Below are 25529 nucleotides of genomic sequence, written 5' to 3'. Positions count from 1 at the left end.
TTTTTGTCGTCGGATCGAAGGTTCGGTGTTATGCTGACCCAAACAATCATTACCGATCTTCAATATCAATGTACTAAGGCCGGAAATAAAGAAACTGGCGGAATAATGATAGGTCGATATTCAGAAAGTCTGAAAGGCGCAGTGGTATCTTCAATAACGGGACCACCGCCAGATTCAAAAGCAGGCAAAACCTGGTTTGAAAGAGGAGTCATCGGTTTACGAACAATTTTAGATCGAAGATTTAAAGAATCGAAAACTTATTATTTAGGTGAATGGCACTTTCACCCGTTTGCAACACCGACTCCAAGTTATCAGGATAGAAGACAAATGAAAAGTATTGCAAGAGACAAAAAATACAATTGTCCGGAGCCTATACTGCTCATTTTGGGCGGAAATCCATCTCTAATCACTCCCAGCATTAAAGTTTTTGTGTTCCCAATGGGTGATTGTGTTGAAATGTTCCAAGTTTCTTAAGATTTAGTAATTCAGAAGAATCCATTTTATCGAAATACATATCCATGTTAATTTTCTCTTACGGCTCAAATATGTCAACGAATAGGTTGAAAGATCGTGTCCCATCAGCTCAGTTCTCTGCTATTGGAAAAGTTATGGGGCATCAACTTCGACTTCAAAAGATTAGTAAAAAAGATGGATCAGCAAAGGCTGATTGTTTTGAAACAGGAATTACAACAGATGAAGTTTGGGGTGTGATATTTGAAATAGATGATTCTGAAAAAAAAGAGCTGGACAAAGCTGAAGGTTTGGGAAATGGATATAACCAAAAATCAGTAAAAGTACTTGTAGACAAAGCAGAGATCGCAGCGTTAGTATACTATGCTGATTATGAATCAATTAACCCAAACCTTATGCCATATAATTGGTACCTAGCACATATCTTAGCTGGTGCAAATGAACACAATTTGCCAGCTGACTATATAAAACTATTACAAGAAATACCTTTTGAACACGATCCCGATAGTATTCGTGAAAGTACCGAATTGAGTATTTACCGAATCAAAAATACGGAGTATTAACTACTCCCTTCTTGTTTCAATCTTTCTTCAATTTCTTCAATTGTTGGGAGTGTGCTTTTAAGGTCATCAGGCAGCGCCTCAGATATTCTGTATTCGGAGATTCCTATTGGCTTGTTGACATCGCGTAAGGCGTACTCTGCCATCAGTTTGTCCCGCTTTCGACAAATTAAAAGCCCAATTGTTGGATTGTCATGTTCAGTTCGTAGCTGATCGTCAACAGCAGATAAGTAAAAATTAAGTTTTCCGACAAATTCGGGTTCAAACTCAACTGCTTTCAATTCGATGACAAGATAAGCTCTGAGTTTCAGATGGTAAAACAACAGATCTATTAAAAATTCTCTATCAGACACCTCTATGGGATATTGCCGACCGACAAAAGCAAACCCTTTGCCTAACTCTAATAGAAATTTTGTGATATGTTCAACCAGGCCGTTTTCTAAATCACGTTCTTTATAACCGTCAGCCAAAGTTAAAAAGTCAAACAAATACGGATCCTTAATCGACTGTTGGGCTAGATCAGATAAAGGATCTGGAAGTGCCCTCCCAAAGTTTGATACTGTATTCCCATGACGTTCTGAATAATTGGATTCTATTTGCATGATCATAACATCACGAGACCAGCCCTGCTGAGCTGTTTCTGTGATGTAAAATAGGCGCTTGTCTGGGTCTTTTACTTTACTAAGTAAGGTAATATGATGGTACCAGGTCAATTTTGCAAGTGTGACTTGCAAAATTGACTCATCAGGATACGCCGCAGCGAACGACTTCATATACCGTAAGTTACGCGGCGACAAGCTTTTCATATTTGGAAATTCCGCCTTCAGGTCTGTTACCAATCGTAACACAACTTTCTGTCCCCACCCTTCTTGCTTTTCTTGCTGTAAGATAATGTTACCAATTCTCCAATAGAGAGATAGCATTTCGACGTTAGCCGAAATCGTCGCTCGTAACCGGGCTTCTCGAATCTCTTTTTTAAGCTGCTCTAAGAGAGCAAGATAGTCTTTCATAACCAATAACTTATCAAAATACTAATTATCGTAGAATCGCCGCACCAAAATGATGTTGGATGTCTGCCATACTACACAATGCCATTTATTATCAACGTTGCCTACAAAAGATTTCAAATACTAGTATAATAAATCTGTTTTATTGAAGGAGATTTTCCTTGTAATAGCCCCTTTGCAATATCGTCGAAGACAGAGTACTTTGTTAGACCTCTCGCCTTTGAGATTTCTCTGCGTTTCTCAAATTCAGATGTTAAGTTTAACCCATTCTCAATGCATGAATTGTATAATTTCACAACGCTGTCCACCCCTTTCACGTAAACCTCGTTCTCCATAAATTGGATGCTGTCAAAAAGATCAGGATTTTCAACCCGGATTTTATGAATAAGCTCTCTTTCGAATTCACAATGTTCCTCGTCAATATCAGCCTTCTGGTTAATACAATAGATCAATCGATCAACCTTATTTTTTTGCGACGCTGATAACCTGTCAAACAATAGCATAAGAAGCTTTTTATAGTAATCCGCTCCCCTGGAAAAGATTTTAGCATTATCGTACAAATTGCCAAAATCTATCTCTTTGACCTTCAGGTTCTTTAAAAGGCGTTTCTTCAGTTCTTCCTGTGAGATCGAATAGGTCCTTGTTACCTCAAGGAACTGTGACGAAGTTATAAATTGCTTGATCTCCCGAGACAAAGCAATGCTGTCCCACAACTCCTTTCGTTTCGAATATTCGCCATAATCTTCACTAAGAGAATATTTTTTAATAAGCTCATTTACAAGCTGCATCAGCTCGGTCATTAACATTTTCAATTTGTCGTCGAGCTTCTCCGCCTGCCAAATTTTAAACAAGTCGAAATCGTTCACTGATTTAGAACCGGTTGTCGCTATATACAGAACGGAAATTGCGTAGGGAACAACGGCTGATCTTAATTGGCCCATTGAATTCTTCCCGGCACCATAGATTTTTTCAAGCTCCTTAAACAGAATGAGGCGTGCTATGACATGTTCATAAAAATCTCTGTTAACATTTGGCTCCTTTGCTTTTTCCGGTGAAAGCTCCTCGATAAAAGTTCTGAAAATCTTGTCCCCTCCTTTTTTTACAAGGTAAGGGCTTTGTCCCCAGGACATATAATATTTCGCTAGTTCTTCCTTTGTAAACCGGCGCTCCTTAGGATACAAATTATTGATCTTCGTTTTTCCCTTCGGGTCCTTTCTGAGTAATGTATTGAACTCACCTTTAAATCGTTCAAAAAACCACTTCTTGCCCGAGGGCGTTAGGGTCGATTCAGAAATAGATTTTAGTCTGATCAACTGCTGATTGCGGGACCTTAAATCAGCATTGCTAACTTTTGATTGTGCATTTGAGTATCTGCTGATATTACCTATGAGCTCATTCAGATCCTCCTCATTTGCGTTTTTGGCAATGTTGATTTTAGCCATGACCTTCACCTTACTAATGTCCAGGCCATCCTTCTGGGAAAAGTATATAGTGGCCGTTGTCTGCCCGCCATTAACAATCTGAAAATCTTTAAGAGATTTGATAACAGTCCGCTCATCCAGTTCCTCTATCTCTGCACCAATTGCAGTAATGGTTAAACCATTATTATATGCAATGAAATGTTCGGGATTTTTACGAATAGTATCCCTGATTCCCTGGTTTACACCTTTAAACTGAAGGAAAGACCTGACATTTTTTTCTAGCATCCGGGTGCTATATCGCTTATAGAGCTCCGCAAGGACACTAGCTGGTAACACACAGAGGTAAGATTCAAAGTTCTCCTCATCAGCTGCCTTGATTGCATTGATACCCTTCTGAAAAAGTCTTTCGAAATCGACCTCAAGAACTTCCCTGTTTCCCTGGGATATAAGTACGTTGTAAAGAAAATTTAAATCAATTAACCTTTTGAAAACGTGAATATCTTTCTTGCAACTATTTTTTTCCCGGTCATAGAAAACCACAGGTATTTCCTCATCTTCAAAATCTAACATTTTAGGTGTGGGCGCTTCACCTCTTTTTTCAACAGTGGCGGTAGCTGAAACAAGAAACAGCTCAATAACATCAATTTGTGCCAATCCCAAAGTTGGTGACGCAATGAAATTGATCAGTGGCTTAATCGGATGGGCATCCTGAATTTCGTTATCTAATTGCCGTTTAATGGCCTTCCGGACAAATTTTAACACCTTTGCGAAAATAAAATCATAATAACTCTTTTGAGATATGAGTATATTTTCATCTGTATTACCCAGATCTATTGATTCTTCATTTACTATGAAGATCTGAAGTCGTTCTTCTGACTCATTAATCTGATATCCATTAATTTTTATATTATCCTGTTTCAAATACAGATAACAATCTGTATAATCTTCTGAATCAATAAGTTTTGCATCACTGAGAGAGGGTAATACCAGGTCTAAGAACCTGGATTCGCTGATAAAGCCATCTTCATCCTTTGTATCAACAAGTAAATCCTCTCTGTATTTCAGGTATTCATTTATTTCCATTAAAAAGCGTTTCTGATAAGATAAAGGGTGTAAGCTCTTCTACATTTAATTTATATGACACAGAACTTACCGCCGCGGCGATATTACTTCTGACTATTTTGGGAAATTCAACTTGACAACAGTCATAGCTGGAGATTTTGACAAGAACAAACCTCAAATCTTTATAGGCCTGTAAAGAACTGACATTCAAGCCCTTTTGTGAAAGGCCATTTAAAACAATCGTGTAGTCACCAAGTTTCGACATTACAATGTCTCTGATTGTTATGACAAGGTCGAGTAAAGACAGTCCATTAACCGTATCTGACACCAGAGTTACAATAACCAATTCAAGATTCTTGCCGATATCCGCCTGAAGTTGATGCTCACTTGCTATTCTGATATTTAAAACAGATTCAAGTCTTGTTTTAACCTCTTTGTCACAGATTTCATTAACAAAGTCATGGTTAGTATCATATGGCCCTTTCCAGGATTTAAGAACATCATTAATATCGGCAGATGTAGATTCCAGTACCATTTCATTGAGAACCGTCAACTCACCAAATAGCCCCCTGACTGTCTCGTCTGCTAAGCTTTGGTTATGCATATCCTTAAAAAACTCACTCCATTTGTAATACGTTTTGAGCAATTCTGTGACATATATCCTAGCCGATGACATTGAATGGATTTTAATATATATCGAGAAAATCAAATCGTCAAACAAGTCATAAAAGTTATCGTCGAGCAGCGTTAATACAACCCATCCACTTTCAGCGTAAAGACTTAATGATAAGTTCTGCTTGACAGACGACTGAAAATCAGGATTATACCCCTTGGGCAACTTTAAAATAAGACATCTTTTACTCTCACTATTCAAGCCAAGGAACATTCCCGGTAAGGATGTACTGTCGATACGTACAGATGCATATGCATTTCCGCTCGGAGGGTTCATTAAAAGCCATTTTCGGCTTATATCCTGTATTTCCATGGGATGCTATTCGTCAGTGCTTTCCAAAGATTCATCCCACTCATCGCTGCCTTCTTCATCCATTTCATAATCTCCATGTACATATTCACCGCCCGGATCTGGACTGATTTTAGGAAAACCAATTGCGTACCCGATTAATGGAACAGCAGTATTAATACCGTAATCTGTGATCATCTTCCCAAAATCTACGTCTGGCTCTGGCTCACCTTGCAGAAATACGCTTTTTAAATCTATCAGATAGACTACGATCAAAGCTGTTTCATCTGACATTTCTTCGCGGTATACTCTTTCCGGAACGGTAACTTTATCAGGATCTTTATCGGATTTTTTTTCTTTAAATTTCTCTTTTGTCTCAGCGCGGAACTTTGCTTCAGCCGTCTTACTTTGTTCCTTGGATAACAAAATATTAAAGTCTGAGCCAGCCGCAACAATATTTGCTGATTTGCCGGAAGAAGAAAAAATACCGTCAGTCAAGAAAAGGCCTTTTAGGTAGGATGAATATTCAGTCTCCTTTTTTACCTTTCCCGGACCAGACCTCTGAGACATATCAATATCGGCAGGAAAGCCGGTATCACTCTTTTTCAATGACTCTCCCCTACCTTTCACCTTGATAGCAACCGTCCACTTCTTTAATTTACCCTTCGCTCTACATAACTCAATAAACCGGATAATTGATTGCATTTCAAAGTCTTCAAACGTATTGGGCAAACGCAGAAATTCAATTACCTGATCAACGTCTAAATCAACCCGAATGAAGTTTTGATCCTCTGTCAGAGAAGGATTATGACTTATAATGAAATCTTTAAAATCTTCCCATGATTTATCCAGGCGTTTCGCATCATTGATCTTAAAACGTGTTGTTTGTACAAGCTGGTCCTGATATGACCAGTTAACTACCTTGGTGTCTTTTAGAATCGCAGGACGGGTAATTTTTAAAGTGCCCGGATGCTTCCTTACTCTAAGTACAAACTCTGTCGGCGTCAGATGATTCCTGTTCATTTTCCCAAATTCTGCCTCTAATTCTTCAATCGCCCTGGTTGTTGAGTCAAATTTTTGAACAGCATCCGGCGTAGTAAAGACCTTGCAGCAATCCAAATATCCTGGTCTGTAACCAAACCACCGTCCCATTTGAAGCAAGGTGTCAGAGTAATTTGTATTTCGTATAAAATAGTTAATTGTTAAACCCTCAAGGGTGAAGCCCCGGGACAACCGGTTACCTCCAACAGCAATGTACTTTTTCCCATTTCCTGAACTATCCTTGATATACTGCAGTTTATCACCGGTTTCACTGTTAATCGCCTTTACTTCAATACCTTTTGCAGCTTCAATAAGATAGCTTTTTATATCATCAAACCTCTTTGGCACCAGAAATTCATCTGAATAACCTTCCGGAAGATATGTTCTGATATTATGCACGATGGCTGCGAAATACTTATTCCAGGTTTTTTCCAGCGTTCCATAAATTCGTCTTCGATTATTTGGAAGATCATTGTTGATATCCTCTTCCAATTTCTTTACAAGCTCTTCAATTAACACCTTGGTTTTATTCTGCCACGGTATAAATCGAGAAATATGAACAAGCATTGTATGATGTGGGTTTAAAAGCCCTGAGTCGGCCATGTCAGCAGTTCTGCTAAGCCGCAAGGCAATTCCCAACAAAAAACAGTGTGTAGCTTCCTCAAGCGAAGACGGAAGACTCTCTGGATAACTGTCATTTCTATTTGCTGCTCTTTCTGTACCGTCTTCTTTTGGAACCCGGGATGGGAAGGAAAAATTGGTATCTCTCACCACTTCAACCATTGGAATTTTAACCGATTCATCTAAAACGGTTTCAAAAATCTGTTTAGCACCTATGTAGTTACTTGGCGGGTTAAGTAGCTCAATGAAATTTTCGGGAAAGATAGTGGGGACCATATCAAAGTCCCTTTTAGTGCTGACGCCATTTACTTTATAGGCTATTGCCAGTTTAGTATCACTAGCCTTATGCCTGTCCTGCAAAACATTTGCAAAGGGAGTAGCCGTATAGCCCAGATAAGACTTCTTTGTGAACATTTCCAGCAAAGCTCTGATTTGCCCATTGATTGCACTGGCGTATTCGGCTCCTTTTTTGCCTAAATTATTTAATGAAGCATTGTCTGCCTCATCATCAACTATCAGTAATGGTATGTCATGTTTTTCTCTCTCATTTAAACTATCACTAAGCCATATAAGTAAATTCTTGAGTACTCCGGTGTTTTTCTTACATACAAGAATATTCTTTTTATTTAATGAGAAATCAATATCCTTAACGGTTCTTTTGAAATCCGATTTATATGAAGTGATTGAAAATACCTGCGCAACACTCTGATCTCCACGCTCGCCGAACTTCCGTATTTGGGCAACACCGATATCACCGATATTGCCTTTGGAAATATCAGTTCCCTCACCTATAACTTCTTCACTAATCCTCAACTGGGTCTGACTTCGCAAATCTTCCATTATACCTGATAATATAACGATCAGACTATAACCTGCATCAATCGATCGGTTTATTACTGCATTGAAGTTCCCTGTTTTACCAGATTGAACGCTGCCTACAACTAATCCTTTGGTATAAAACGGAGTGTTAGACTTTGGATCGCCCAACTTGGACAGAATTTTTTCACTTGATGATGCAAGTTCGTTTACAACTCTCTCTGACCGCCCCTTTTTTAAGGAAAGAAATCTCAGGTATCTGTCAATGTAATCAGTTGCAAGCTCCTCCTTCCTTTTTTCAGTTAACCAGGTTACAAAACCCTTTTTAACCAGCGAAATAGATGGATCAATTTCAATCGGAAACACGGACTGATATTCTTTGACAGAAACGTCATAGAGATGTGAAAACGTAGTTTCATCAAAGGATGATAATCCTGGAAAAATATCTTTAACCGATATTAATTCAAGCTTTGTCTTATCAAAAAATAGCTCATTGACGCGCCCGCTTTCAATTGCCTTCTGTTTGATAAATGATTTAATAAATTCAATACATTCAGAGTTAGTCATTTTTCAATTTAATAACTGATTTATATGAGGTGGTATATTGTCAATTCTGTATCCAAGTGCAGGAAGAATTGCCAGTCTGATAACTTCCCTGCTAGTTCCACTTATAAGTAGTTTCTGAATAGTATTATACAAGTCCGATTCATCATCAGAATCAGTGCTGACATTTATTTTATTGTCATCTTCATTAGCTCTTCCAAGTTTATTTACCAGATTATTGACCATCTTTAAAAGTAGTCTAAACTCTTTTTGCTGTTCATAATCCATTGAATTACTGATTAACTGAACCAGAGGGAACTTGTTATTTATTTCAATCTGTGTTCCTCTGTTTGTTGCATGACGTTCAAATAATTGAGGCACACTATCCGATTTAGAAGAAGAAATTCTCCTGATTCCCCGGTTATAGTATTCCTTTTCTGCTTGTTCCCTTAGTTCTGCTATATATTTAAGAAACCCCATTTTCAAATCGAATGGAATTGATACCTGAGACTTTGCCACATTTAGATGGAGTAAGTCATCAATTTTATTTCCCACTTCTACCTTTAAACGTGCCAACTGTAGTCTTGGAGACTTCCGGATTATTCCGTTCCAGCCCCCAAATAAAATGATCCGGTCCGATCTGTAAATGTACAGACCTTCCATATCCATTAATCCCCTGCTTTTTGTTGTCCAGATATTATGAACTTCTTTGCTCTCTTCAATACTTCTTACCGGAAGCACATAGCCCTCGAGACTTATTATATCAGATTTAAAAACTTTCTGCCTTGACTCGATAAGCCTCAAATCAGTTTGATTGGTAGGGAACGGGTTAAATGGTTCAATTAATTTATTGTTTACACGAATTTTTAATGGACAGATTTTCCTTTCCATGAATCTGTGGAAAACCAGAGCGAGATACTCAGTTGTAATTTCTGTTATTTGGGTTTTTAGTGCATTTGTCCTGTCATTACCATCAAGATGGTCTTCAAACTTGTACAGCTTCTGCCAGACAATAATTGTGTTCGCTTCAAAATCTTCGAATTTATTAAAATATCCGTTGCTCAAGCTACGGTATTTATTAAGGTATTCTAATATCTCCTCCTGGGTATTAATCAAAATCCGCCAGCTGCCTTTTTTTTTAAGATAATCTACATCCCATGTACGTGCACAATACTTCTCTGCCCCCTTTTTCTTAGATATTACTGTAAATCTGCGGGTCTGAGCAAAGGAGGCCGTTTTCATCCCCAGGCCAAATCTGCCCAAATCGCTCTTTTCCCTGCTATTCTCTGGAGATGTGCTTGGAAATTGCATACATTGTTTCAAGACACTTTCACTCATGCCATCTCCATTGTCGACAAGAAACAGAGTAAAAGGATAACTGTCCGGATCTATCAGAATTTCAATTTTGTCTGCATTCGCAGAAACGGAATTGTCTATCAAGTCACTGATTGATGTCTCAAGTGAATACCCTTGTTCTGCAATCGATTTAATTAAAAATTCAGGCGTGGGAATTGCATCTTCGTATTTCTCGTCCATCAAAATAAAAATATTTCTATTTGTTTCCCTTTAACAGTCAAATACTTAGTTTTTGGTAAAATACTTATCTTCTTTCCTTCGTCTTCTTCATAAAAAACTTTACTAACGATATCAGCAATCTGAAATGCAAGAAATGGAGGAACTGCATTACCAACCTGATGGTACTGATCCGTTCTGTTTCCACAAAAAATATAGTTATCCGGAAAAGTTTGGATTCTCGCTGCCTCCCTAACCGTCAAACTTCTACATTGAATAGGATCATAATGTATGAAGTAGTGTCCATCTTTACTGATATGGCTTGTTACAGTTGTTGCCGGAAAATCAGGGAGTTGAACGCGAAACCTGTCTGTAAATTTTCCGGATTCCACATTGCCGTGATCAGGGAGTAACTCCTCATCAAATAGCTTATAATCGTTGAGTTTAGGAAACCGGTTATTCTTTGTAGTGTATAAGGCTGCAAAAAGATACCGCTTCAAGTCCTGGAGAAGGTGGCTTCTGGAAATATGATGAGTTATACCAGTAAGGTTTTTATCGGTATACCATTCAGACAGAATGTGACTGCCAGCAATGTGAGCATCGTTCGTTCGTAAGAATTCGGAGCCCATTGTTTCCGGATGTTGGTTCGAAAAACCCGCTAAATCCAGTTTTGTAAGTAATTCCTTACTAAAATCCTCAATTTGTTCCCGCCAGGCTTCGAAGGAGTTTTCAAACCGGGAATAGAATCGCTTTTTACTTTGTAGGCCGTTGTCCTTTCTTACAATTTCACTGTGAGAAAATGATCTGCTGATGCCACTCCTGATTTTAGGCAACAATCCTATAACTGATTTCAGATCCACCTTTTCGGATCTGGATAAAATACCCGGGCGCTTTAATATATCTTCTCGGACACCTATAAGGATTACACGGTGCCTCTTTTGAGGAATTCCAAAATCCTCCGCTCTTATCAGATAGTCAGAATCTTTCGAAACCTTGTTCTTGACAAGAGAGTAAATGCGGTATCCTGGAGAATTGTGTTCTCCAAAAACGGAAGACGGATCACTAAGATCTCTGAGTATCCATCCAAAAATCTTCTCATCATTTAATTTTGCCGACAAAAGCCCCTCTACATTTTCCATTACAAAAACTGCTGGGTGGTGTCTGGCAATTATTCTTAGATATTCCTTATAAAGATAGACCCGATGGTCTTCCTCAGATATCCCTCCTACCCTGGAGCGTCCGGCGTTTGAGTAGGCCTGACATGGAGGACCTCCAATCAGTACCCAGTCCGTTTCATTGCTAAGTGCTGTTGCTATTCTTTGGTCGACTTCCTGCGGAGATGTTTCACCTAGAGTTGCCTGCCACGCTTCATCAGCAGCCTGGTGATATTGATCAGGGAATAACTGATATAATTCAGATAATGAAATCTCACCTTCTACAAACCGATAATACTCATCAGGTAATTTTCTAAATGGAAATTGCCGGACAAATGAGCGTAAAGTCAGCGTTTTGTGAGCTGCGGCGTCCTTTTCAATAGAAAGCTTGACTTTAAAAACGCGGTCTCCCACATTATTGGTCAGGGAACTAAACCCTTCTGCCAATCCCCCTGGCCCTGCAAATAAATCAATAATAGGAATAGGCATTAATCAAAATAAATTTTATTACAATATATATATTTTATATAAATCCTTCGCTAATAACATATTTCTAAATATTCTCCCTAATAGATGAAACTAATTCTTCCATAGTTTCTTCTATTAGGTTTTTCTTAAGCTGACATTCCCAAATTGTAAGAACCTGCCACCCTTTAAGCCTTATCAGCTCCATGACCTTTAAGTCATTCAAGCTGGTTGACAAGATCTTAGACGTCCACCATTCTGTTCTGGTCTTAGGGATGATAAAATATTTGCAACCCTGATGGCCATGCCAAAAACAACCGTTTACGAAAATGACAGTCTTGTATCGGGTGAGAATGATATCAGGCTTACCGGGAAATTTCTTATCATGAAGTCGATAGCGGAAGCCCCTTGAAAATAAACGCTTTCTAACAAGCACTTCAGGCTTTGTATTCTTGCTCCGAATCCTAGACATATTGTAGCTTCTAACCTCTTTCGAATGAACATCAGCCACGATTACTATATATTTTTGTTGAAACCAAAAGTTCACGAATATCTACGTCCAACACCTCAGCAATATCTCTCAGCACTTCCACGCTCGGTTGGGCTTTGTTATTGCAATAGTTTGTTACCACTACGTAGCTTTTGCCAATTTTTCCTGCGAGCCAGGTCTGTTTCCTTCCTTGAATTTCTAAAATTTCTTTAATTCTGTTCATATATTATATAAACCTGGAAGATTGTAATCATGAAGATACCATAAATCAACATAATATATGAAATTTTTGTAATTTAATATATTATAATTTATTATATTTACATATTATTATTAGAGCTTGAACTAATGAAAATGAATCCTTACTTCTCACTAGGCCTCGACTACCACGAGATTATGGACCTTCCACCCGGCGACCTTCATAATTTTTTAGAACTATCGAGTCGGGAAGAAATAATTAATTGGCTCCAATGGAATGATCCAAATGGAATTTATATGGATTCAGTCTCCATATCAGAATTTGGCGCAATTGTATCGAAGGAAGAAGGAATTGAAATTATTAAAAGGCAGATTCTGGAAGGTTAAAATCATTCGGTAAACTAGCAATTTTCATTCTTTTAATGAATGAACTGGATTTGGCTCTGGTAGCCCTCCAACCACATTTTGCAAATTGCGCAGCCATTTCTCAAAGACATATTGCGTATGCTCAACAGATGCTTTATAACACAAGCTCTCTCTTAATGTTCGACCTTCTATTGTATTTGCTCTAAGCAGCGAACGTTTTTTTGTTTCAAAAGAAGATAGGAAATCGTCAATTGCGTTAAGTACCCTAAAATAGGCTTCTCGCTCACATTCAAAAATCTGAGTGGCTCTGTCAAGTTTGACACTTTCCCAAATTATTGCAACTCGATTATTTTGAAGTAAGATGGAGAAAAGGTAAGAGCTTTCATGAGTAATCCCGCCAAGCTCAGTCGGCTTTTTTTCAACTACATAAATTAAAGGCATATCCAGACTGGTTGATTGAATTTTTTGTAGGTAATCAATACAGGCATGGTTCCCAAATAATCTTAAAAGATCTTCATTTCCCAGTGTAATGAAGTCCGGATGTTCCCTAATTTTCCTGGGCTCCCAGCCTTCTTTTATTAGCTCATCAATAGTTTTTTTTGCACGAGCTCTTCCAATAGTTTTAATAGCATCCTGTAACTGCTCCAGACCTTCAATTTTCAAAATACTATTTCCATTTACTCTGGATTTAATACTTTTTAGATCACGTTTGGTAATGTAGCCGGTCACAATTAAATTGAAATCGTCTTTTGAAAAATACCATGGAAAACTTAGCAATTGGCTTTCAGTAGTGCCAACGTCGATGAATATTTTTCCGTTTTCGAAACCAATGTCACGCCATGATGTTTCAAATACCCTTATTTCTCCATCGGACTGTATCAGGTTGCTTTTTGCCAGACGTCTAAAATCTCCTCGTTTCGTGGACTTGATAGTCTCCTTCACGTATTGCTTAAACGCCTCCGCTTCCTGCCTTTGCAGTCGAAAATGATACTTTTTGAAAAGATCAAAATCAAATTCTGGTGTATACTTTCGTATCCATAACCGAAGTTTATAGAGGGGAGTTGAGATTTGATAAGCTAAGGAAGCATTTTCAATGTACTCACTGCTATTCTTCCCCTTATCCAGTATTAGACACAAAGCTGTGAATCTTTCTTCACTGTCGACCCTATTAATTTTCAGAATATCTCTTCGTAGTGACGGCTTTAAAATGGTAATGTTTGTAGCTATTACTTTGCCGGGGTAGTTCTTTGATCCTATTAAATTAAACTGCAAAACCTCACCTATGTTTATCTCATTCCTTAACGGCTTAAATCCATTACTATAAAATCGAATTGCTCCAAGCTCAGAATTGATTAAATATCCAAATTCCTTCCCGGGCTGGGAAAAATAGGTCTTCACAATACCATGATATATTCTTTCAGGTTGATACTTAGCCATTTAAATTTATTAGCAATTATAAGCCGGTAAGCTGTAAAAAAACTTAGTTTTTACAATTTAAGCTGATTTTACAGTTAGATATTTAAAGGTGCCGTCACATCTACACTCATCGGTCTGCTGTAAAAGAAATCCGCTTCTTAAACCTTATTTTCTCTTTCTGGAAAAGCCAACCGATAGAATTTTAACTATTAGTGACTTCTGATTTTATTCTAGACCAACCTTCGATCTCAATACCTTCATGCCTCAGATAATTGTAAAGCGTTGCTTTACTTCCAATTTTCAGCTGCTCGCAGATCTGGTTTGTCGTGTATTTTTTACTATTATATAAAGTTGCTGCTAAACCCGCCAATTCCTTCGACTTTTTGGTCAATCCTTTTGGCCGTCCTCCTACTCTGCCGCGTGCCCTAGCAGCCTCCATGCCAGCAAGAGTCCGCTCCATCAATATCTCTCTTTCGTTTTCCGCAAACACCGAACTGAGCATATACCAAAGACGGCCCATTTTGGTAGAAGTGTCAATCCCCTCGGAAATACTCCGGAAGTCCACTCCCATTTCTTTCCACTCAACCATAAGCTTGATCAACTCATAAGTTGTCCTACCCAGCCGGTCGATTCTCCAGACAACTATAACATCCCCTTTTCGAAGCTCCGAAATCATCCTTATATATTCCGGCCTTTGCATAGATGCCCCAGATATCTTTTCATGATAAATCTTCTCGCAACCTGCTTTCTTGAGAGAATCGAATTGCAGATCCTGGTTCTGCTCAGTCTTCGAAACCCGTATGTATCCAATCACCATTCCAAATAGTACAGTTTAACGTGCCAGTTGGCAATATACAGTAATTTGTTTTGGTGTACCACTAATCTGTAATTTGAAAGTGTAGAAAACAGCTCTTTTAGGAACCAAATGGGAAGAAAATCATATGGCCTTGAGAGTACATAAAAACCACCGAATTTTTAAACAGCTCCAAGCGGTTACAAGATGAAAATAATTTGTCGTCCGGCATTGACCCGGAATACACTTGTCTGATTTATATATGACGTTTATTCTTTTCAAACTTTCTAGCATACTATTTAAGCAACAAGAGATCATGAATTCAGATTAACATGATTCCCATCTGTCAGTTATTGCCCCCACACTGACAGTCAGAAATGGTCGGGATGCCATTGTATTCTATCAGCAGGCATTCGGTGCCACTGTCCTTAAATCCAACATAGATCCGGATGGATCAGTAGTTGTCGAAATGGAGATGATGGGCGCTGGGTTTGTGGTTTCCGATGAGTCAGAAGAACATAGTCATTTCAGCCCTAAAAAATTACATGGCACACCTGTGCGCACCGGATTGCATGTGGAAGATCCTGACCAGTTATTTGCACTCGCTGTAAAAGCAGGCGCAGTAGTTATCTATCCGGTCGCCGACCTAGATTATGGATAGGGTGTTGGTTACCAGTTTACAAACGGCTCAATTTACACGTGGGGTATATAACCATTTCAACAGCAATAATGTGTTAAGGGGTTTTATGTTTCACAACCTGGACATCAGGCCCGAAAGCAGTGAATTTTTCATTTCGGACGAAAAAACAATGTAACGATGGCTGCTAAAAGCAGCGCGATAAGTCCCCCGATCATAAAATCATGGTCGGGGGACTTTGTACCTAAAAAGCCTGCTACCGGGTAAGCGACCGCCCACCACAAATGTGACCAGGCAAAGTGCGCCCCATATACTTTTCCTTGCTGCTCTGATTGGATCTGTTCCCCGATCAGGATCTCAGAGGGTATCTCGGCCAGGCTTTGCCCCAGGCCAGCTAGTAGCCAGAGCACAAGTAAAACCGGGAACGATGCCAGGCTGGCGAAGGCTACTGCCGCAGCCAGAATGAAAACACCAATGGTCAATGACTTACGTTTGCTTGGCGTCTTGTCAATACTGGCCGAGAGAAATGCGGCTATGGTCGCCCCGATCCCAAAGGCGGACATCACCCAGCCATAATAGTTGTCGGCCAGCCCCAGCCCATCCTTAATGTGCCCGACCGTATTGACCAGGATCATAGCCCCGGCTATGGCTGAGACAAATTCGATCAGCAGTGAAAAGCGGATAGTGACCGGTTTGAAAAGTAATGTCGTCCCTTTGATAACATCCTTCCAGATCCGGGCGGCACTTGTTTTCTGCCCATTTGCTTCTGAGGGAACGTGGGCTATGGCAGTAGCCGGTAAAAGGATGATTAAAATACCGGCCACAATAAAGGTTGCTGCATCCACAAAAAAGATGTCCCTGGCCCCAAGCCACACGGCCAGTATCCCTGCTATGCCTGGCCCCAATACACTTAGAAGCTGATCAGTTGCACTGGACAAAGCAATACCTTCCCGGTAATAGCCCGCTTTTAAAACCTGGGCAATGACTGAGCGATAGGTAGGTGTGAAAAAAGCATTGAAGACGTTTAAAAGAAAAACGAGCAGGTAAATTTGCCACTCGGTTTGCACGAAGGGCATGCAGCCAACAATACACATCCGTGCGAAGTGGGTCACGTAAAGCACCTTTTTCCGGTCCACAAAATCTGCCAACACGCCTGCAAATGGAGAAAACAAAATGAAGGCAGTGACCCGCATGGTCAGCGCGAGCGAAAGGACCTTTGCAGAATGCTCCTGTCCAAACTGATAGGATATCAGCGCGATGCCCACCCAGGTAAAGGCATCCCCCAACAGGCTGATCGTCTGGGCAAAGTATATCTTGGCAAATACCTGGTTTTTTAGCGAGCCAAAAGGTGCCGTAACACTTGAAAGCAGGGACATATTAGTTTAGTTGGTACTTGTACAAGTCTGTTGCCGTCAGTTGTAAATCCCGTTCAAGCTCGGCCAAAGTATCACTGGCAGCATACAGGTATGTTGTTTCCAGCACATATTCAATGGCCGTGATCTGTGATAACTTTAAAGCCGTATCCAGCAGTGGAATCGTTTCAAGCCCTTCAAGCGAGATGCGGTATTGGTCAAGACCTTGCTTTTGAACCTGGTAGAGCTCATAAAGCTGTACAATCCAGGAGTAATGCTGGCCGCGCTCTGCCGACAAACGGGAAGCGCTCGAAAGCTGGTTCGCCTGCCCAAGCTTTACGGTATTGGCCTGCCCCCATAAAGGAAGAGACAGCCCGAAGTGGAAACCCTGGTAGCGCTGGCCTAAAATGCTCTGGTAATGATAACCCACCTGGAATTTGGGAAGTGTCAGCGAGCGGCTCAGCGCTAGTCGGGCCTGATCGATTTGGATCTGCTGTTTCAAAGAAAGAAGGCCTGGATCGGCAGCTTCGATCAGGCTGTCCAATACGGGCAGGCTCGCTAGTTCTGGAAGCTCAGGATATACCGTGTCCGGCAGCTGCACGGGGTTCCCCCCATTTAACTCGGCTAACTTTTGTAGCTGCTGGCGAAGCAGGCTGCCATTGAGCCGTAACTGGTTTTCAGCATCAAGCTTTTGCAAGGCGGCCTTGTTTAAATCCAGGGCAGTGGCTGCGCTCAATTTTAGTTTCTGGGCAATATCATCCACCAAGCGCTGCGCCCTCTGGGCCCTTTTAGCCAACTCGACCTGCCTTTTGTTATGATAAATAATTTGAACGCAGACCTTTTTTGCATCAGCTAAAATATCCTGGCGAACAACCCTGGAATCTGTTTCACTTTGAGACGTGATCTGCCGGGCAACCCTGCGCTTACGGGCGTAAGCCGTTGGAAAGTCCAGCTGCTGGGTGACGCTGAATTCCTGCTGCACCCCTGCGCCCTCGGGGCGTCCCGGAAGCCGGTCATATTCTACAAAAGGATTTTCCGGGTTAAGGCCTGTTTTACTTTCGATTTTGCGCGCAGCTTCATAGTCACGCTGGGCAAGGATGGTTTTGTTGTTTTGGCCGACAGATTGTAGTACCGTTTCAATACTGCCCTGGGCGGCTGCCGTCAGCGACGCAGATAAGAAAATGCTGATCAGCACAATAGAACTTAATGGTTTCATATCGTCTATATCGTTGAAGACTTTAAGATTTGGCGTTTGCGCACCATCAGGTACACCACCGGCACAATAAACAGGTTCAAAAGCGTCGAGCTTAAAAGCCCGCCCAAAATCACCTTGGCCATCGGGCTCTGGATTTCGTTGCCTGGCTCGCCGCCAGCGAGTGCCAGCGGGATCAGCGCAAGCCCGGCGGTCAAAGCCGTCATCAGGATGGGGCTTAGCCTGTCCACTGACCCGGCAATAACGGTATCGTGCAGGTTGTGGCCCTGGGATTCGAGTGTCCTGTAATGCGAGACCAACAGGATCCCGTTCCGCGTTGCAATCCCGAAAAGCGTAATAAAGCCAATCAACGCAGGTATACTGATCACACTGCCACTTAACGCCAAACTGATCACGCCCCCGATCAATGCCAGCGGCAGGTTCAAAAGAATAATCCCGGCAAGCGACGCCTGGCGGAACTCTGATAACAGCAGCATAAAAATGATCAAAAGCGAAAGCAGGGAAGCAATGCCAATGGTTGTCGATGCAGCGGCTTCGCTTTCAAACTGTCCACCATATTCCAGGCGGTAGCCTTCGGGTAGCTTGATATTGGAATTGATTGTTTTCTGCACATCCTGCACCACACTGCGAAGGTCGCGGCCGGCAACATTGGCAGAAACCACAACCCGGCGCTGCACATTCTCACGGTTGATCGTGTTAGGGCCGCTCGTTGATACCACTTTTGCCACCATGCCTAACGGGATCTTTTGCCCGTTGGCCCCGTCAATCGTTACATTCTGCAATGCTTCTATTTTTGAACGGCTTTTTTCGTCAAAGCGGACGACCAGGTCATAGCTGCGGTTTTCTTCAAAAACATCAGCCACCTTTTCACCCGCAAATGCCACATCAACAAATTCGGTGAATTCACCCATCGTGATCCCATAACGGGCAAGCATTTGCCGGTCAGGTTTGATCTGGATCTGCGGGATATCGACCTGCTGCTCAATGCTTAGATCGACAAGCCCCGGCGTGGTTTCAATGGCCGTTTTGATCTCTTTTGAGATGCTGTACAGGCGAGGCAGATCCGTTCCAAAGACTTTAATGGCCAGGTTTGCCCTCGTTCCTGAAAGCATGTGATCAATGCGGTGTCCAAGTGGCTGACCAATCGTAATATTAACACCCGAAATGGTCGCCAGCTTTTCTCTGACATCGGCCATAAAGGCTTCCCGGCTACGGTCTTTGAGCAGAAAAGGCGCATCAATTTCAGCAGCATTAACACCTTGCGCATGTTCGTCGAGTTCAGCCCTGCCCGTTCTCCGGGTTGTTATGCTGATCTCAGGGACAGTTAACAGCGTTTTTTCCACCAATGATCCAATCTTGTTAGATTCTTCCAGAGAGATTCCAGGCAAGCTCACGGCGCTCACAACCAAAGATCCTTCATTGAATTCAGGCAAAAAGCTTCGACCCATTGTTGAAAGCAGTAGCAACGCGCCAATCAACAGCAAGGCACTAAAACCTAACAGGGCTTTCCCATAAGGCAAGCTGTGGTCAAGCGCTTTTTGGTACCACCGGTTCAGGTGCTGCACCAGCCAGGAATCGTGCGATTGACGTTGGAGCATTTTCTCCGAGGTCAGTAAGTAGCTGCACAAAACTGGGGTGACTGTTAGGGCGATAAAAAGTGAAGCAAGCAGCGAAACAACAAAAGACACGCCAAGCGGCATGAGTAGTTTACCTTCCATGCCACCCAGGAAAAACAAGGGAAGGAAAGCGGCGATAATAATAAATGTTGCTGAGATCACCGATGCACGGATTTCAACCGAAGCGTGGTAGATTACGTCAATCACCGGCGCACGCTCTGAAATTGGCAGGCGGACATTTTCACGGAGCCTTCGATAGACATTTTCTACATCAATGATGGCATCATCTACCAGATCACCCACCGCAATCGCCATGCCGCCAAGCGTCATCGTGTTGATGGAAAAGCCTAGCCAGCGCAGCGTGATAATGGAAACCAGAAGGGAAAGAGGAAGCGCGACCAAAGATACCACCGTGATGCGCACATTCATCAAAAATAGCAAAAGGATGATCACCACGAATATAGCGCCCTCCAAAAGTGTCCGCTGGATGTTGTCGATTGACGCCGTGATAAAATCAGCTTGCCGGAAAATCCGGGTGTTGATCTCTACATCGGCAGGCAGGTTCTTCTTCAAATCCTGGATTGCGGAATCGATGCGTGCCGTCAGCTCCAAAGTGTTGGTATTGGGCTGCTTCATCACGGTCATGATAATGGCCGGCTCGCCTTTCAAAGATCCCGATCCGATCTTGGGGGCAGCCCCGACGGTAAGGTCACCAACGTCAGATAAAAGCACGGGAAGCCCCTGGTTTGTCTTGACAACCCCGCTGGCTAGCTGCATAGTATCGTTTGTCCTGCCCATTCCGCGCACCAGGTATTCATTACTGTATTGAGAAAGAAAACCTCCGGCAGCATTTCGGCTTGCATTGGTTGCTGCATCCATGACCTGGTTCAAACTCACCTGGCGGGCCTTCATTTTCAACGGGTCTAACAGCAGCTGGTACTGCTTGTAATCGCCGCCGATGATCACCACCTGAGAGACACCTCCTGTCGCCAGTAGCCTGGGGCGCAGTGTCCAGTCGGCTAGTGAGCGCAGCTCCATGGCTGTCGTCTTTTTGGCTGTCAAGCCAATGAGCATAATCTCGCCCATAATCGAAGATTGGGGCGCTAGTGTTGGCGCTCCTGTCCCTTGCGGCAGCTGGCTGGCAATAGTTTGAAGCTTTTCGTTGACAATTTGCCGGGCCCGGAAGATATCAGTCCCCCAGTTAAATTCTACCCATACGATCGAGATTCCGGCAGACGAAGACGACCGCACGCGCCGGACGCTGGTAGCGCCGTTCACGGAAGTTTCAATGGGAAAAGTGACCAGCCTCTCGACTTCTTCGGGTGCCATACCATGCGCTTCTGTGAGCACGGCAACAGTTGGCGCTGTTAGGTCCGGAAACACATCGATTTCCGTGGTTGTGGCCGTATACCAGCCGCCGACCAGCAGCAAAAAAGCACCAACCAATACACCAAGCCGGTTTTGCAGGGCTGTAAGGATTATTTTGTTCAGCATAATATTTCCGGCTTAATGTTCATGCCCATGGGCTGGCAAGGCACCTGAAAGTGATGATAACCGGATCTGGTAGCCGCCTTTGGTCACAACCCGCTCACCTGGCTTTACGCCAGAAAGGAGCTGGACTTTTTCACCGTCCCGTTTGCCGGTCTTCACCTCGCGCTTTTGGAAAGATTCACCCGCTGTTTGCACGTAGACATAGAAATTGCCTTGCTCTTCAATAAGTGTCGATTCCTTAACAACCAATGCATTTGCCGTAGGCTGTGTTTTCAGCCAGACATTGACAAACGTGCCGGGCACAAGCTCGCTGGTATTGTTGACCTGCAACATCACTGGCAGATAGCCTGTCTGCGGGTCTGCACTTCGACCATAAGAAAGAATCTTCGCACCCAGCTGCTCGCCTGAAATAGTCTTATCGTTATATGGAATACGGATGGATGCTGAGCGGAGTTGACTGACAAGCCCCGCGTCTTTTTGGGAGACGTCTGCCCGGATGACCAGGTTTTGGTTTTTGGTGATTGTAAACAGGGGCTCTCCTTGTGAAACATACTGGCCTGATTGCACCAACACGTTTCTAATAAACCCACTCGTTGGGGCTGGGATGGATTTACCGCCAACTTTGTAATTGGCAGACAAAGAGCTGAGCACTTTGCCGGTGTTTTCAAACTCGGCCTTGCTGGCTTCGACTTCCCTGCCGGTGATCAGCTGTTTGGCTATCAATTGCTGATCGCGCTCATAAGCAGCCTTCGCCCGGTCAAAGTCCGTCTGCGCTTTGGCAAGCTGCACGTCCAGGTTATTTTCCGTCAGCTGTTTTCCGTTGATGCTCAGCAGTGTTTGGCCGCTTTTAACGGCTTGACCACTTGCCAGGGGCCTGCTGCCAAGCTGCACAATACCGTCAAGCGTTGCTGAAACCACGACTTCATCGCCAGGTGCGGGCTGAACTTGCCCGGTGGTATAGATCACCTCAGAAAATGGCTCGATACGTGCGGGTTCATTGGCAAAGTCCACCTTCCAGGCCTGCTCTTTCAGGTAACTGATATCACTGCCCGTGGCCGCTTCTTCTGGCTGCGCTGAAATAGCCGTCTTCTCATCGGGATAAACCTGGACACTGTCAATCACGAGCTGATCGGTATAGAATTTGGTTTTGATCTCAAACACCAGTTTCCCAATGCCCGCCGTAGCAGGCGTCAATGCCAGGCGGTATATGCCGGGCGTACTGGGTTTGTCAGCCTTTTGCCTGATGCCTTTACCAGCCATAATCAGGCTAACGGTCACCGAGCCTTCTGAGAGTGCCGAGAATTGCTCACCTAAAACAGTTACATGCGTTGCGAATTTGGAGGCCGAACCCGCTACCAGTGGTTTGAACTCAACAAATACCTCACAGTACTGGCTGTATAAAGTGTAGGCCAGCGGCTCTAACCCACCCGGCTCCTCATGGGGATGCCCGTGCTCTTGTGGCTCTTCTTTTCGGTTACAGCTGCTGATTAAGACAGCTGTAACCGCCAGAAATAAAATGAATTTATCCATTGCTGTTAAAGGAATATTAGTGCTTGTGATCATCTTCGCCATGCGGGTGCGCATGCGGCTTTTCTTTGGAAGCACTATCTGGTCTGGCATTGGCAGCACTGTCACTGGCTACGGTAAACTCCTCCTGGGCGGCAGTGCTATCAGCATGGTCAGCATGCGTCGAGCCATCAGCGTGCTGGTGCGAGCCTTCTTCATGGCTGTGATCGGATTCTTTTTTGTTACAGCTAGAAATGAGGCAAGAAGATACTGCTAGAAAAAAAGCGAGCTTTTTCATTTTGGAAAATTTGGGAAAGGCACTTTTCCGGTCAATTAAATTGACGCGTTTAGGACGGTTGCAAGCTTTAACGCCTGTTTTTTACGCCTAATCTGTGCGAAATGATAGAATAGTTGAATGGGCATGTGCTAGGACTGGCCATGCAGAAAGGCACACTGCTGGGATCAGCAGGTGAAAGAAGAAATTGGGGGAGCTCGTAGTCGCCGGAATAAAAACGGGTTCGGTGGTGCTTTTGCGCAGGTATACTCCGGCCAGTTTGACTGGAAAATCAAACTTAAAGCACCAAATTGGTAATCAGTGCTGATTAGAGCAGCAGCTGAGAAAGAATCAACATTTAAATGCTGGTCCTGACCTTGATTAAAATAGATATTGCTGGTCTGGCCTGCGCCGTGTGAATGGGCAAACATGCCTATTACATCAAAGTCAATCGCTTGCTTGTCATGATCCCCATCATGATCGTGGGTATGTTCCTGATGTGCGGCCTGTATATGGCGGTGGGGTACAAAGTCGTGACCTGCCAACAAAATGTAGGCAATAGCAAACAGCACCCGACCAAGTAATTTTCCAGCCATAGACCGTAAAGATAGGAATCAAATTTGAAAGAACTCCGTCTAACTGTTCTTCGTGTTTGCTAGCCAAGATAACTACTAAATCCAAAAATTAGGACAATAAGCAATTCAAGGTGGGGCATTCGACCTAATATGAACTAAAAGCCTAGTATAAAACCAATTCAATAAGCAAAAGCATCGAAATGGAAGGTTTCAGCGATTTCACAGAAAATATCCAATCAATTTGGAGGGGTATTCGATATTGACAATATCTATAAACTAATTTTAGGCATGGAGTACCAATGCCTTTTGGTAATATATCCAGGTAAGAATTAGAAGAACAAAACTGAGAGCTGTGAAGATCAGGCTTAAATGGTTATTGGTCAATAAAAGGCCGCCCGCCAATGCGCCAAATGCAGAACCCGCATCCCGGAAAGTGGCATTAATTGAGACAGCGCGCGTCACATCGTCCTTCCCAGCAGATGCCGCCCCAGCTGCTAGTGATGCATTGACATTATAGAACGTAAATACAAGGATTAATCCCGGCATTACCCAGCCGCTTGTTGCCAGCAGCAAACCCAGGCAAATCAAGAGAATTGACCCTGAGTATATGTTAGCAAGCCCATACCGGTCAGCGGACCAACCCGCAAAAGGCGAAATCAAAAGCGAGCAGATCCGTCTGAAAATAAGAAACCCGGCAGCAGCGGCCGTAATTTCTACCGCCGACCAATAGGGATACGCATCCATCAACAGGGCCCCAATTAAAACCACGAGCATACCTTCCACTGCAAAAGCCCCTAGAAACGCTAACCGGTTAAAGACAGATGGAAATGATAGTTTGAAGCTAAATTGCTTGGCAGGCCGCTGATCCCTTTCTCTGAGTTTAAAGGCGAAGTAAACTCCTGGCGCCGAAAGGAGCGCAATTACTAAAAAGATCGAGCTAGGACTGATTACTTCAAAAAGCAGCGGTCCAACCAATAATGCAAGTAATGGGCCTGATTCGATGATGCTTTGGCTCATTCCCAGTGCCAGGCCTTTCTTTGGATAATCCATCGCATAAGTAATTGCCCCAACGCGAAGGACAGAATACGATATGCCCCACAAGATCCTGAGCAGCACCAAAGTTGCAATGCCGAAACCTGCACCATAGCCAGCTGTGGCGAAGACCGATACAGTTGCCGCAATGATTACGGGTATACGAAAACCCATAAGACTGAAAATGCGCAGAATAAGTGGGTTAAGCAGGATCCGTGTAAAGCGATTGATTGACAAGATAGTTCCTATCCAAATGATGGGAACGTGGATGCTGGAAGCATTTACTGGCAGAAACGAGTATAGGAATGCATCACCCATCAGAGCGAAGCTCAAGCTGAAAGACGCAAACATGGTCAATTTCATTTCGGCAATATGCTTTCTCATTCTTTCCCAGCCGGTTTATTTAGCCCTTACTTTGATAAAGGTTAATATGCTTTTCTGAGATTATCTGCAAAAACGCTAGGAAGAAGGCTCAGCTCTACGGCCTGCGCTGCCTTTTCTACATCATATTTGATTCTTACAAATTCAACCTGAACAGCATCTTGATTCGTTATACTTGCTGTCTGATTAATGGTGATTAGTACATAACAAGCGCGCGCGTCCCCATCCTTGGGTTTACCGACAGAACCAGTGTTAATCAGGTGATGAAAATGCTCACTGCCGTTCTCACCAGAATTGATGACGCGGTGATATGGCTTATGTGAGTGTCCGAAGCAAAGGATATCCGCGTTAAATTCCCTTACCAGTTCCAGCATGTACTGCTCGGGCAGCTCCTGCAACAGATATTCGTTGATGCTTCTGGGGCTACCATGGACAAGTAGCATGTTCAATGGCTGATCATTAAGCTGAAACTCTATTCTGAGATACCTGGGCAGTGTTAACAGGTAATTCCTTTCCTTGTCTCCGACCAGCTTGTAGGCGTACTCGCTATTTTCT

General features: G+C 42.8%; 22 protein-coding genes. 4 read left to right on the top strand and 18 right to left on the bottom strand.

Going from position 1 to position 25529, the window contains the following annotated elements:
- Window positions 1–30: 30 nt before the first annotated feature.
- On the top strand, window positions 31–474 hold the full coding sequence (locus tag ACTIE6_RS00110; RefSeq protein ID WP_439554704.1) for a Mov34/MPN/PAD-1 family protein: 444 nt from the start codon (window positions 31–33) through the stop codon (window positions 472–474).
- A 44-nt stretch (window positions 475–518) separates the two neighbouring features.
- Entirely contained in the window at window positions 519–1034 is a 516-nt protein-coding gene (locus ACTIE6_RS00105) for a gamma-glutamylcyclotransferase family protein (RefSeq protein WP_439554703.1), read from the top strand.
- Here the strand turns inward: ACTIE6_RS00105 and ACTIE6_RS00100 are convergent.
- The 8 genes from ACTIE6_RS00100 to ACTIE6_RS00065 all read right to left on the bottom strand — a co-directional run bounded on the left by ACTIE6_RS00100 (window position 1031) and on the right by ACTIE6_RS00065 (window position 12347).
- Window positions 1031–2041 (bottom strand): PDDEXK nuclease domain-containing protein, encoded by a 1011-nt coding sequence (locus tag ACTIE6_RS00100; RefSeq protein WP_439554702.1) that lies wholly within the window; start codon window positions 2039–2041, stop codon window positions 1031–1033. The genes ACTIE6_RS00105 and ACTIE6_RS00100 overlap by 4 nt on opposite strands.
- 113 nt (window positions 2042–2154) lie before the next feature.
- Complete coding sequence (locus ACTIE6_RS00095) at window positions 2155–4542, bottom strand: AIPR family protein (RefSeq protein WP_439554701.1); 2388 nt, start codon at window positions 4540–4542, stop codon at window positions 2155–2157.
- The gene (locus ACTIE6_RS00090) at window positions 4529–5506 is read right to left on the bottom strand and encodes a PD-(D/E)XK motif protein (protein WP_439554700.1); all 978 of its coding nucleotides are present in this window, start codon (window positions 5504–5506) and stop codon (window positions 4529–4531) included. Before ACTIE6_RS00090 ends, ACTIE6_RS00095 begins: the two co-directional genes overlap by 14 nt.
- Window positions 5507–5512: 6 nt before the next feature.
- On the bottom strand, window positions 5513–8527 hold the full coding sequence (locus ACTIE6_RS00085) for a Z1 domain-containing protein (RefSeq protein ID WP_439554699.1): 3015 nt from the start codon (window positions 8525–8527) through the stop codon (window positions 5513–5515).
- Between the two features lie 3 nt (window positions 8528–8530).
- Window positions 8531–10039: an ATP-binding protein gene (locus ACTIE6_RS00080; protein ID WP_439554735.1), complete on the bottom strand. Its 1509-nt coding sequence runs from the start codon at window positions 10037–10039 to the stop codon at window positions 8531–8533.
- Entirely contained in the window at window positions 10039–11658 is a 1620-nt protein-coding gene (locus ACTIE6_RS00075) for a DNA cytosine methyltransferase (protein WP_439554698.1), read from the bottom strand. Before ACTIE6_RS00075 ends, ACTIE6_RS00080 begins: the two co-directional genes overlap by 1 nt.
- A gap of 64 nt (window positions 11659–11722) precedes the next feature.
- The gene (locus tag ACTIE6_RS00070; protein WP_439554734.1) at window positions 11723–12106 is read right to left on the bottom strand and encodes a very short patch repair endonuclease; all 384 of its coding nucleotides are present in this window, start codon (window positions 12104–12106) and stop codon (window positions 11723–11725) included.
- Between the two features lie 31 nt (window positions 12107–12137).
- The gene (locus ACTIE6_RS00065; protein WP_439554697.1) at window positions 12138–12347 is read right to left on the bottom strand and encodes a helix-turn-helix transcriptional regulator; all 210 of its coding nucleotides are present in this window, start codon (window positions 12345–12347) and stop codon (window positions 12138–12140) included.
- A 125-nt stretch (window positions 12348–12472) separates the two neighbouring features.
- Between ACTIE6_RS00065 and ACTIE6_RS00060 the strand changes: the two genes are divergently transcribed.
- A complete protein-coding gene (locus ACTIE6_RS00060; protein WP_439554696.1) occupies window positions 12473–12709 on the top strand; it encodes a hypothetical protein in 237 nt (78 codons plus the stop codon).
- A gap of 24 nt (window positions 12710–12733) precedes the next feature.
- Here the strand turns inward: ACTIE6_RS00060 and ACTIE6_RS00055 are convergent, their stop codons facing one another.
- Window positions 12734–14125, bottom strand: a complete 1392-nt coding sequence (locus ACTIE6_RS00055; protein ID WP_439554695.1) for a hypothetical protein — start codon at window positions 14123–14125, stop codon at window positions 12734–12736.
- A 181-nt stretch (window positions 14126–14306) separates the two neighbouring features.
- On the bottom strand, window positions 14307–14921 hold the full coding sequence (locus ACTIE6_RS00050; protein WP_439554694.1) for a recombinase family protein: 615 nt from the start codon (window positions 14919–14921) through the stop codon (window positions 14307–14309).
- A 445-nt stretch (window positions 14922–15366) separates the two neighbouring features.
- Here ACTIE6_RS00050 and ACTIE6_RS00045 point away from each other — a divergent pair, with 445 nt between their 5' ends.
- The gene (locus ACTIE6_RS00045; RefSeq protein ID WP_439554693.1) at window positions 15367–15558 is read left to right on the top strand and encodes a hypothetical protein; all 192 of its coding nucleotides are present in this window, start codon (window positions 15367–15369) and stop codon (window positions 15556–15558) included.
- Window positions 15559–15686: 128 nt separating this feature from the next.
- Here ACTIE6_RS00045 and ACTIE6_RS00040 read toward each other — a convergent pair whose 3' ends face one another.
- From ACTIE6_RS00040 to ACTIE6_RS00005, 8 genes are all read right to left on the bottom strand, one after another.
- Window positions 15687–16910 (bottom strand): MFS transporter, encoded by a 1224-nt coding sequence (locus ACTIE6_RS00040; protein ID WP_439554692.1) that lies wholly within the window; start codon window positions 16908–16910, stop codon window positions 15687–15689.
- 1 nt (window position 16911) lies between these two features.
- A complete protein-coding gene (locus tag ACTIE6_RS00035) occupies window positions 16912–18102 on the bottom strand; it encodes a TolC family protein (RefSeq protein WP_439554691.1) in 1191 nt (396 codons plus the stop codon).
- Between the two features lie 5 nt (window positions 18103–18107).
- Window positions 18108–21209, bottom strand: coding sequence for an efflux RND transporter permease subunit (locus ACTIE6_RS00030; RefSeq protein WP_439554690.1), 3102 nt, complete (start codon window positions 21207–21209; stop codon window positions 18108–18110).
- Between the two features lie 12 nt (window positions 21210–21221).
- On the bottom strand, window positions 21222–22736 hold the full coding sequence (locus tag ACTIE6_RS00025; protein WP_439554689.1) for an efflux RND transporter periplasmic adaptor subunit: 1515 nt from the start codon (window positions 22734–22736) through the stop codon (window positions 21222–21224).
- A gap of 16 nt (window positions 22737–22752) precedes the next feature.
- Complete coding sequence (locus ACTIE6_RS00020) at window positions 22753–23010, bottom strand: hypothetical protein (RefSeq protein ID WP_439554688.1); 258 nt, start codon at window positions 23008–23010, stop codon at window positions 22753–22755.
- A gap of 164 nt (window positions 23011–23174) precedes the next feature.
- Window positions 23175–23582 (bottom strand): hypothetical protein, encoded by a 408-nt coding sequence (locus ACTIE6_RS00015; RefSeq protein ID WP_439554687.1) that lies wholly within the window; start codon window positions 23580–23582, stop codon window positions 23175–23177.
- Window positions 23583–23843: 261 nt separating this feature from the next.
- Complete coding sequence (locus ACTIE6_RS00010; RefSeq protein WP_439554686.1) at window positions 23844–24977, bottom strand: MFS transporter; 1134 nt, start codon at window positions 24975–24977, stop codon at window positions 23844–23846.
- Window positions 24978–25018: 41 nt separating this feature from the next.
- Window positions 25019–25529, bottom strand: a 511-nt coding sequence (locus tag ACTIE6_RS00005; protein ID WP_439554685.1) for a metallophosphoesterase family protein, incomplete at its 5' end; no start/stop codon positions are given.

The organism is Dyadobacter sp. (assembly GCF_051859145.1).
In the GTDB taxonomy this organism is placed as follows: Bacteria; Bacteroidota; Bacteroidia; order Cytophagales; family Spirosomataceae; genus Dyadobacter.
The sequence above is the reverse complement of the archived record's forward strand: the minus strand, read 5'-3'. Positions and strand labels throughout refer to the sequence as shown.

What these genes read in the sequence shown, in the direction of transcription:
- ACTIE6_RS00035 (WP_439554691.1), bottom strand. Translation starts at nt 18,102, where the DNA reads ATGAAACCATTAAGTTCTATTGTGCTGATCAGCATTTTCTTATCTGCG.
- ACTIE6_RS00050 (WP_439554694.1), bottom strand. Translation starts at nt 14,921, where the DNA reads ATGGTGATTGGATACATACGGGTTTCGAAGACTGAGCAGAACCAGGAT.
- ACTIE6_RS00060 (WP_439554696.1), top strand. Translation starts at nt 12,473, where the DNA reads ATGAAAATGAATCCTTACTTCTCACTAGGCCTCGACTACCACGAGATT.
- ACTIE6_RS00100 (WP_439554702.1), bottom strand. Translation starts at nt 2,041, where the DNA reads ATGAAAGACTATCTTGCTCTCTTAGAGCAGCTTAAAAAAGAGATTCGA.
- ACTIE6_RS00040 (WP_439554692.1), bottom strand. Translation starts at nt 16,910, where the DNA reads ATGTCCCTGCTTTCAAGTGTTACGGCACCTTTTGGCTCGCTAAAAAAC.
- ACTIE6_RS00090 (WP_439554700.1), bottom strand. Translation starts at nt 5,506, where the DNA reads ATGGAAATACAGGATATAAGCCGAAAATGGCTTTTAATGAACCCTCCG.
- ACTIE6_RS00055 (WP_439554695.1), bottom strand. Translation starts at nt 14,125, where the DNA reads ATGGCTAAGTATCAACCTGAAAGAATATATCATGGTATTGTGAAGACC.
- ACTIE6_RS00015 (WP_439554687.1), bottom strand. Translation starts at nt 23,582, where the DNA reads ATGGCTGGAAAATTACTTGGTCGGGTGCTGTTTGCTATTGCCTACATT.
- ACTIE6_RS00070 (WP_439554734.1), bottom strand. Translation starts at nt 12,106, where the DNA reads ATGTCTAGGATTCGGAGCAAGAATACAAAGCCTGAAGTGCTTGTTAGA.
- ACTIE6_RS00045 (WP_439554693.1), top strand. Translation starts at nt 15,367, where the DNA reads ATGGAGATGATGGGCGCTGGGTTTGTGGTTTCCGATGAGTCAGAAGAA.
- ACTIE6_RS00065 (WP_439554697.1), bottom strand. Translation starts at nt 12,347, where the DNA reads ATGAACAGAATTAAAGAAATTTTAGAAATTCAAGGAAGGAAACAGACC.
- ACTIE6_RS00025 (WP_439554689.1), bottom strand. Translation starts at nt 22,736, where the DNA reads ATGGATAAATTCATTTTATTTCTGGCGGTTACAGCTGTCTTAATCAGC.
- ACTIE6_RS00080 (WP_439554735.1), bottom strand. Translation starts at nt 10,039, where the DNA reads ATGGACGAGAAATACGAAGATGCAATTCCCACGCCTGAATTTTTAATT.
- ACTIE6_RS00110 (WP_439554704.1), top strand. Translation starts at nt 31, where the DNA reads ATGCTGACCCAAACAATCATTACCGATCTTCAATATCAATGTACTAAG.
- ACTIE6_RS00075 (WP_439554698.1), bottom strand. Translation starts at nt 11,658, where the DNA reads ATGCCTATTCCTATTATTGATTTATTTGCAGGGCCAGGGGGATTGGCA.
- ACTIE6_RS00030 (WP_439554690.1), bottom strand. Translation starts at nt 21,209, where the DNA reads ATGCTGAACAAAATAATCCTTACAGCCCTGCAAAACCGGCTTGGTGTA.
- ACTIE6_RS00020 (WP_439554688.1), bottom strand. Translation starts at nt 23,010, where the DNA reads ATGAAAAAGCTCGCTTTTTTTCTAGCAGTATCTTCTTGCCTCATTTCT.
- ACTIE6_RS00010 (WP_439554686.1), bottom strand. Translation starts at nt 24,977, where the DNA reads ATGAGAAAGCATATTGCCGAAATGAAATTGACCATGTTTGCGTCTTTC.
- ACTIE6_RS00095 (WP_439554701.1), bottom strand. Translation starts at nt 4,542, where the DNA reads ATGGAAATAAATGAATACCTGAAATACAGAGAGGATTTACTTGTTGAT.
- ACTIE6_RS00105 (WP_439554703.1), top strand. Translation starts at nt 519, where the DNA reads ATGTTAATTTTCTCTTACGGCTCAAATATGTCAACGAATAGGTTGAAA.
- ACTIE6_RS00085 (WP_439554699.1), bottom strand. Translation starts at nt 8,527, where the DNA reads ATGACTAACTCTGAATGTATTGAATTTATTAAATCATTTATCAAACAG.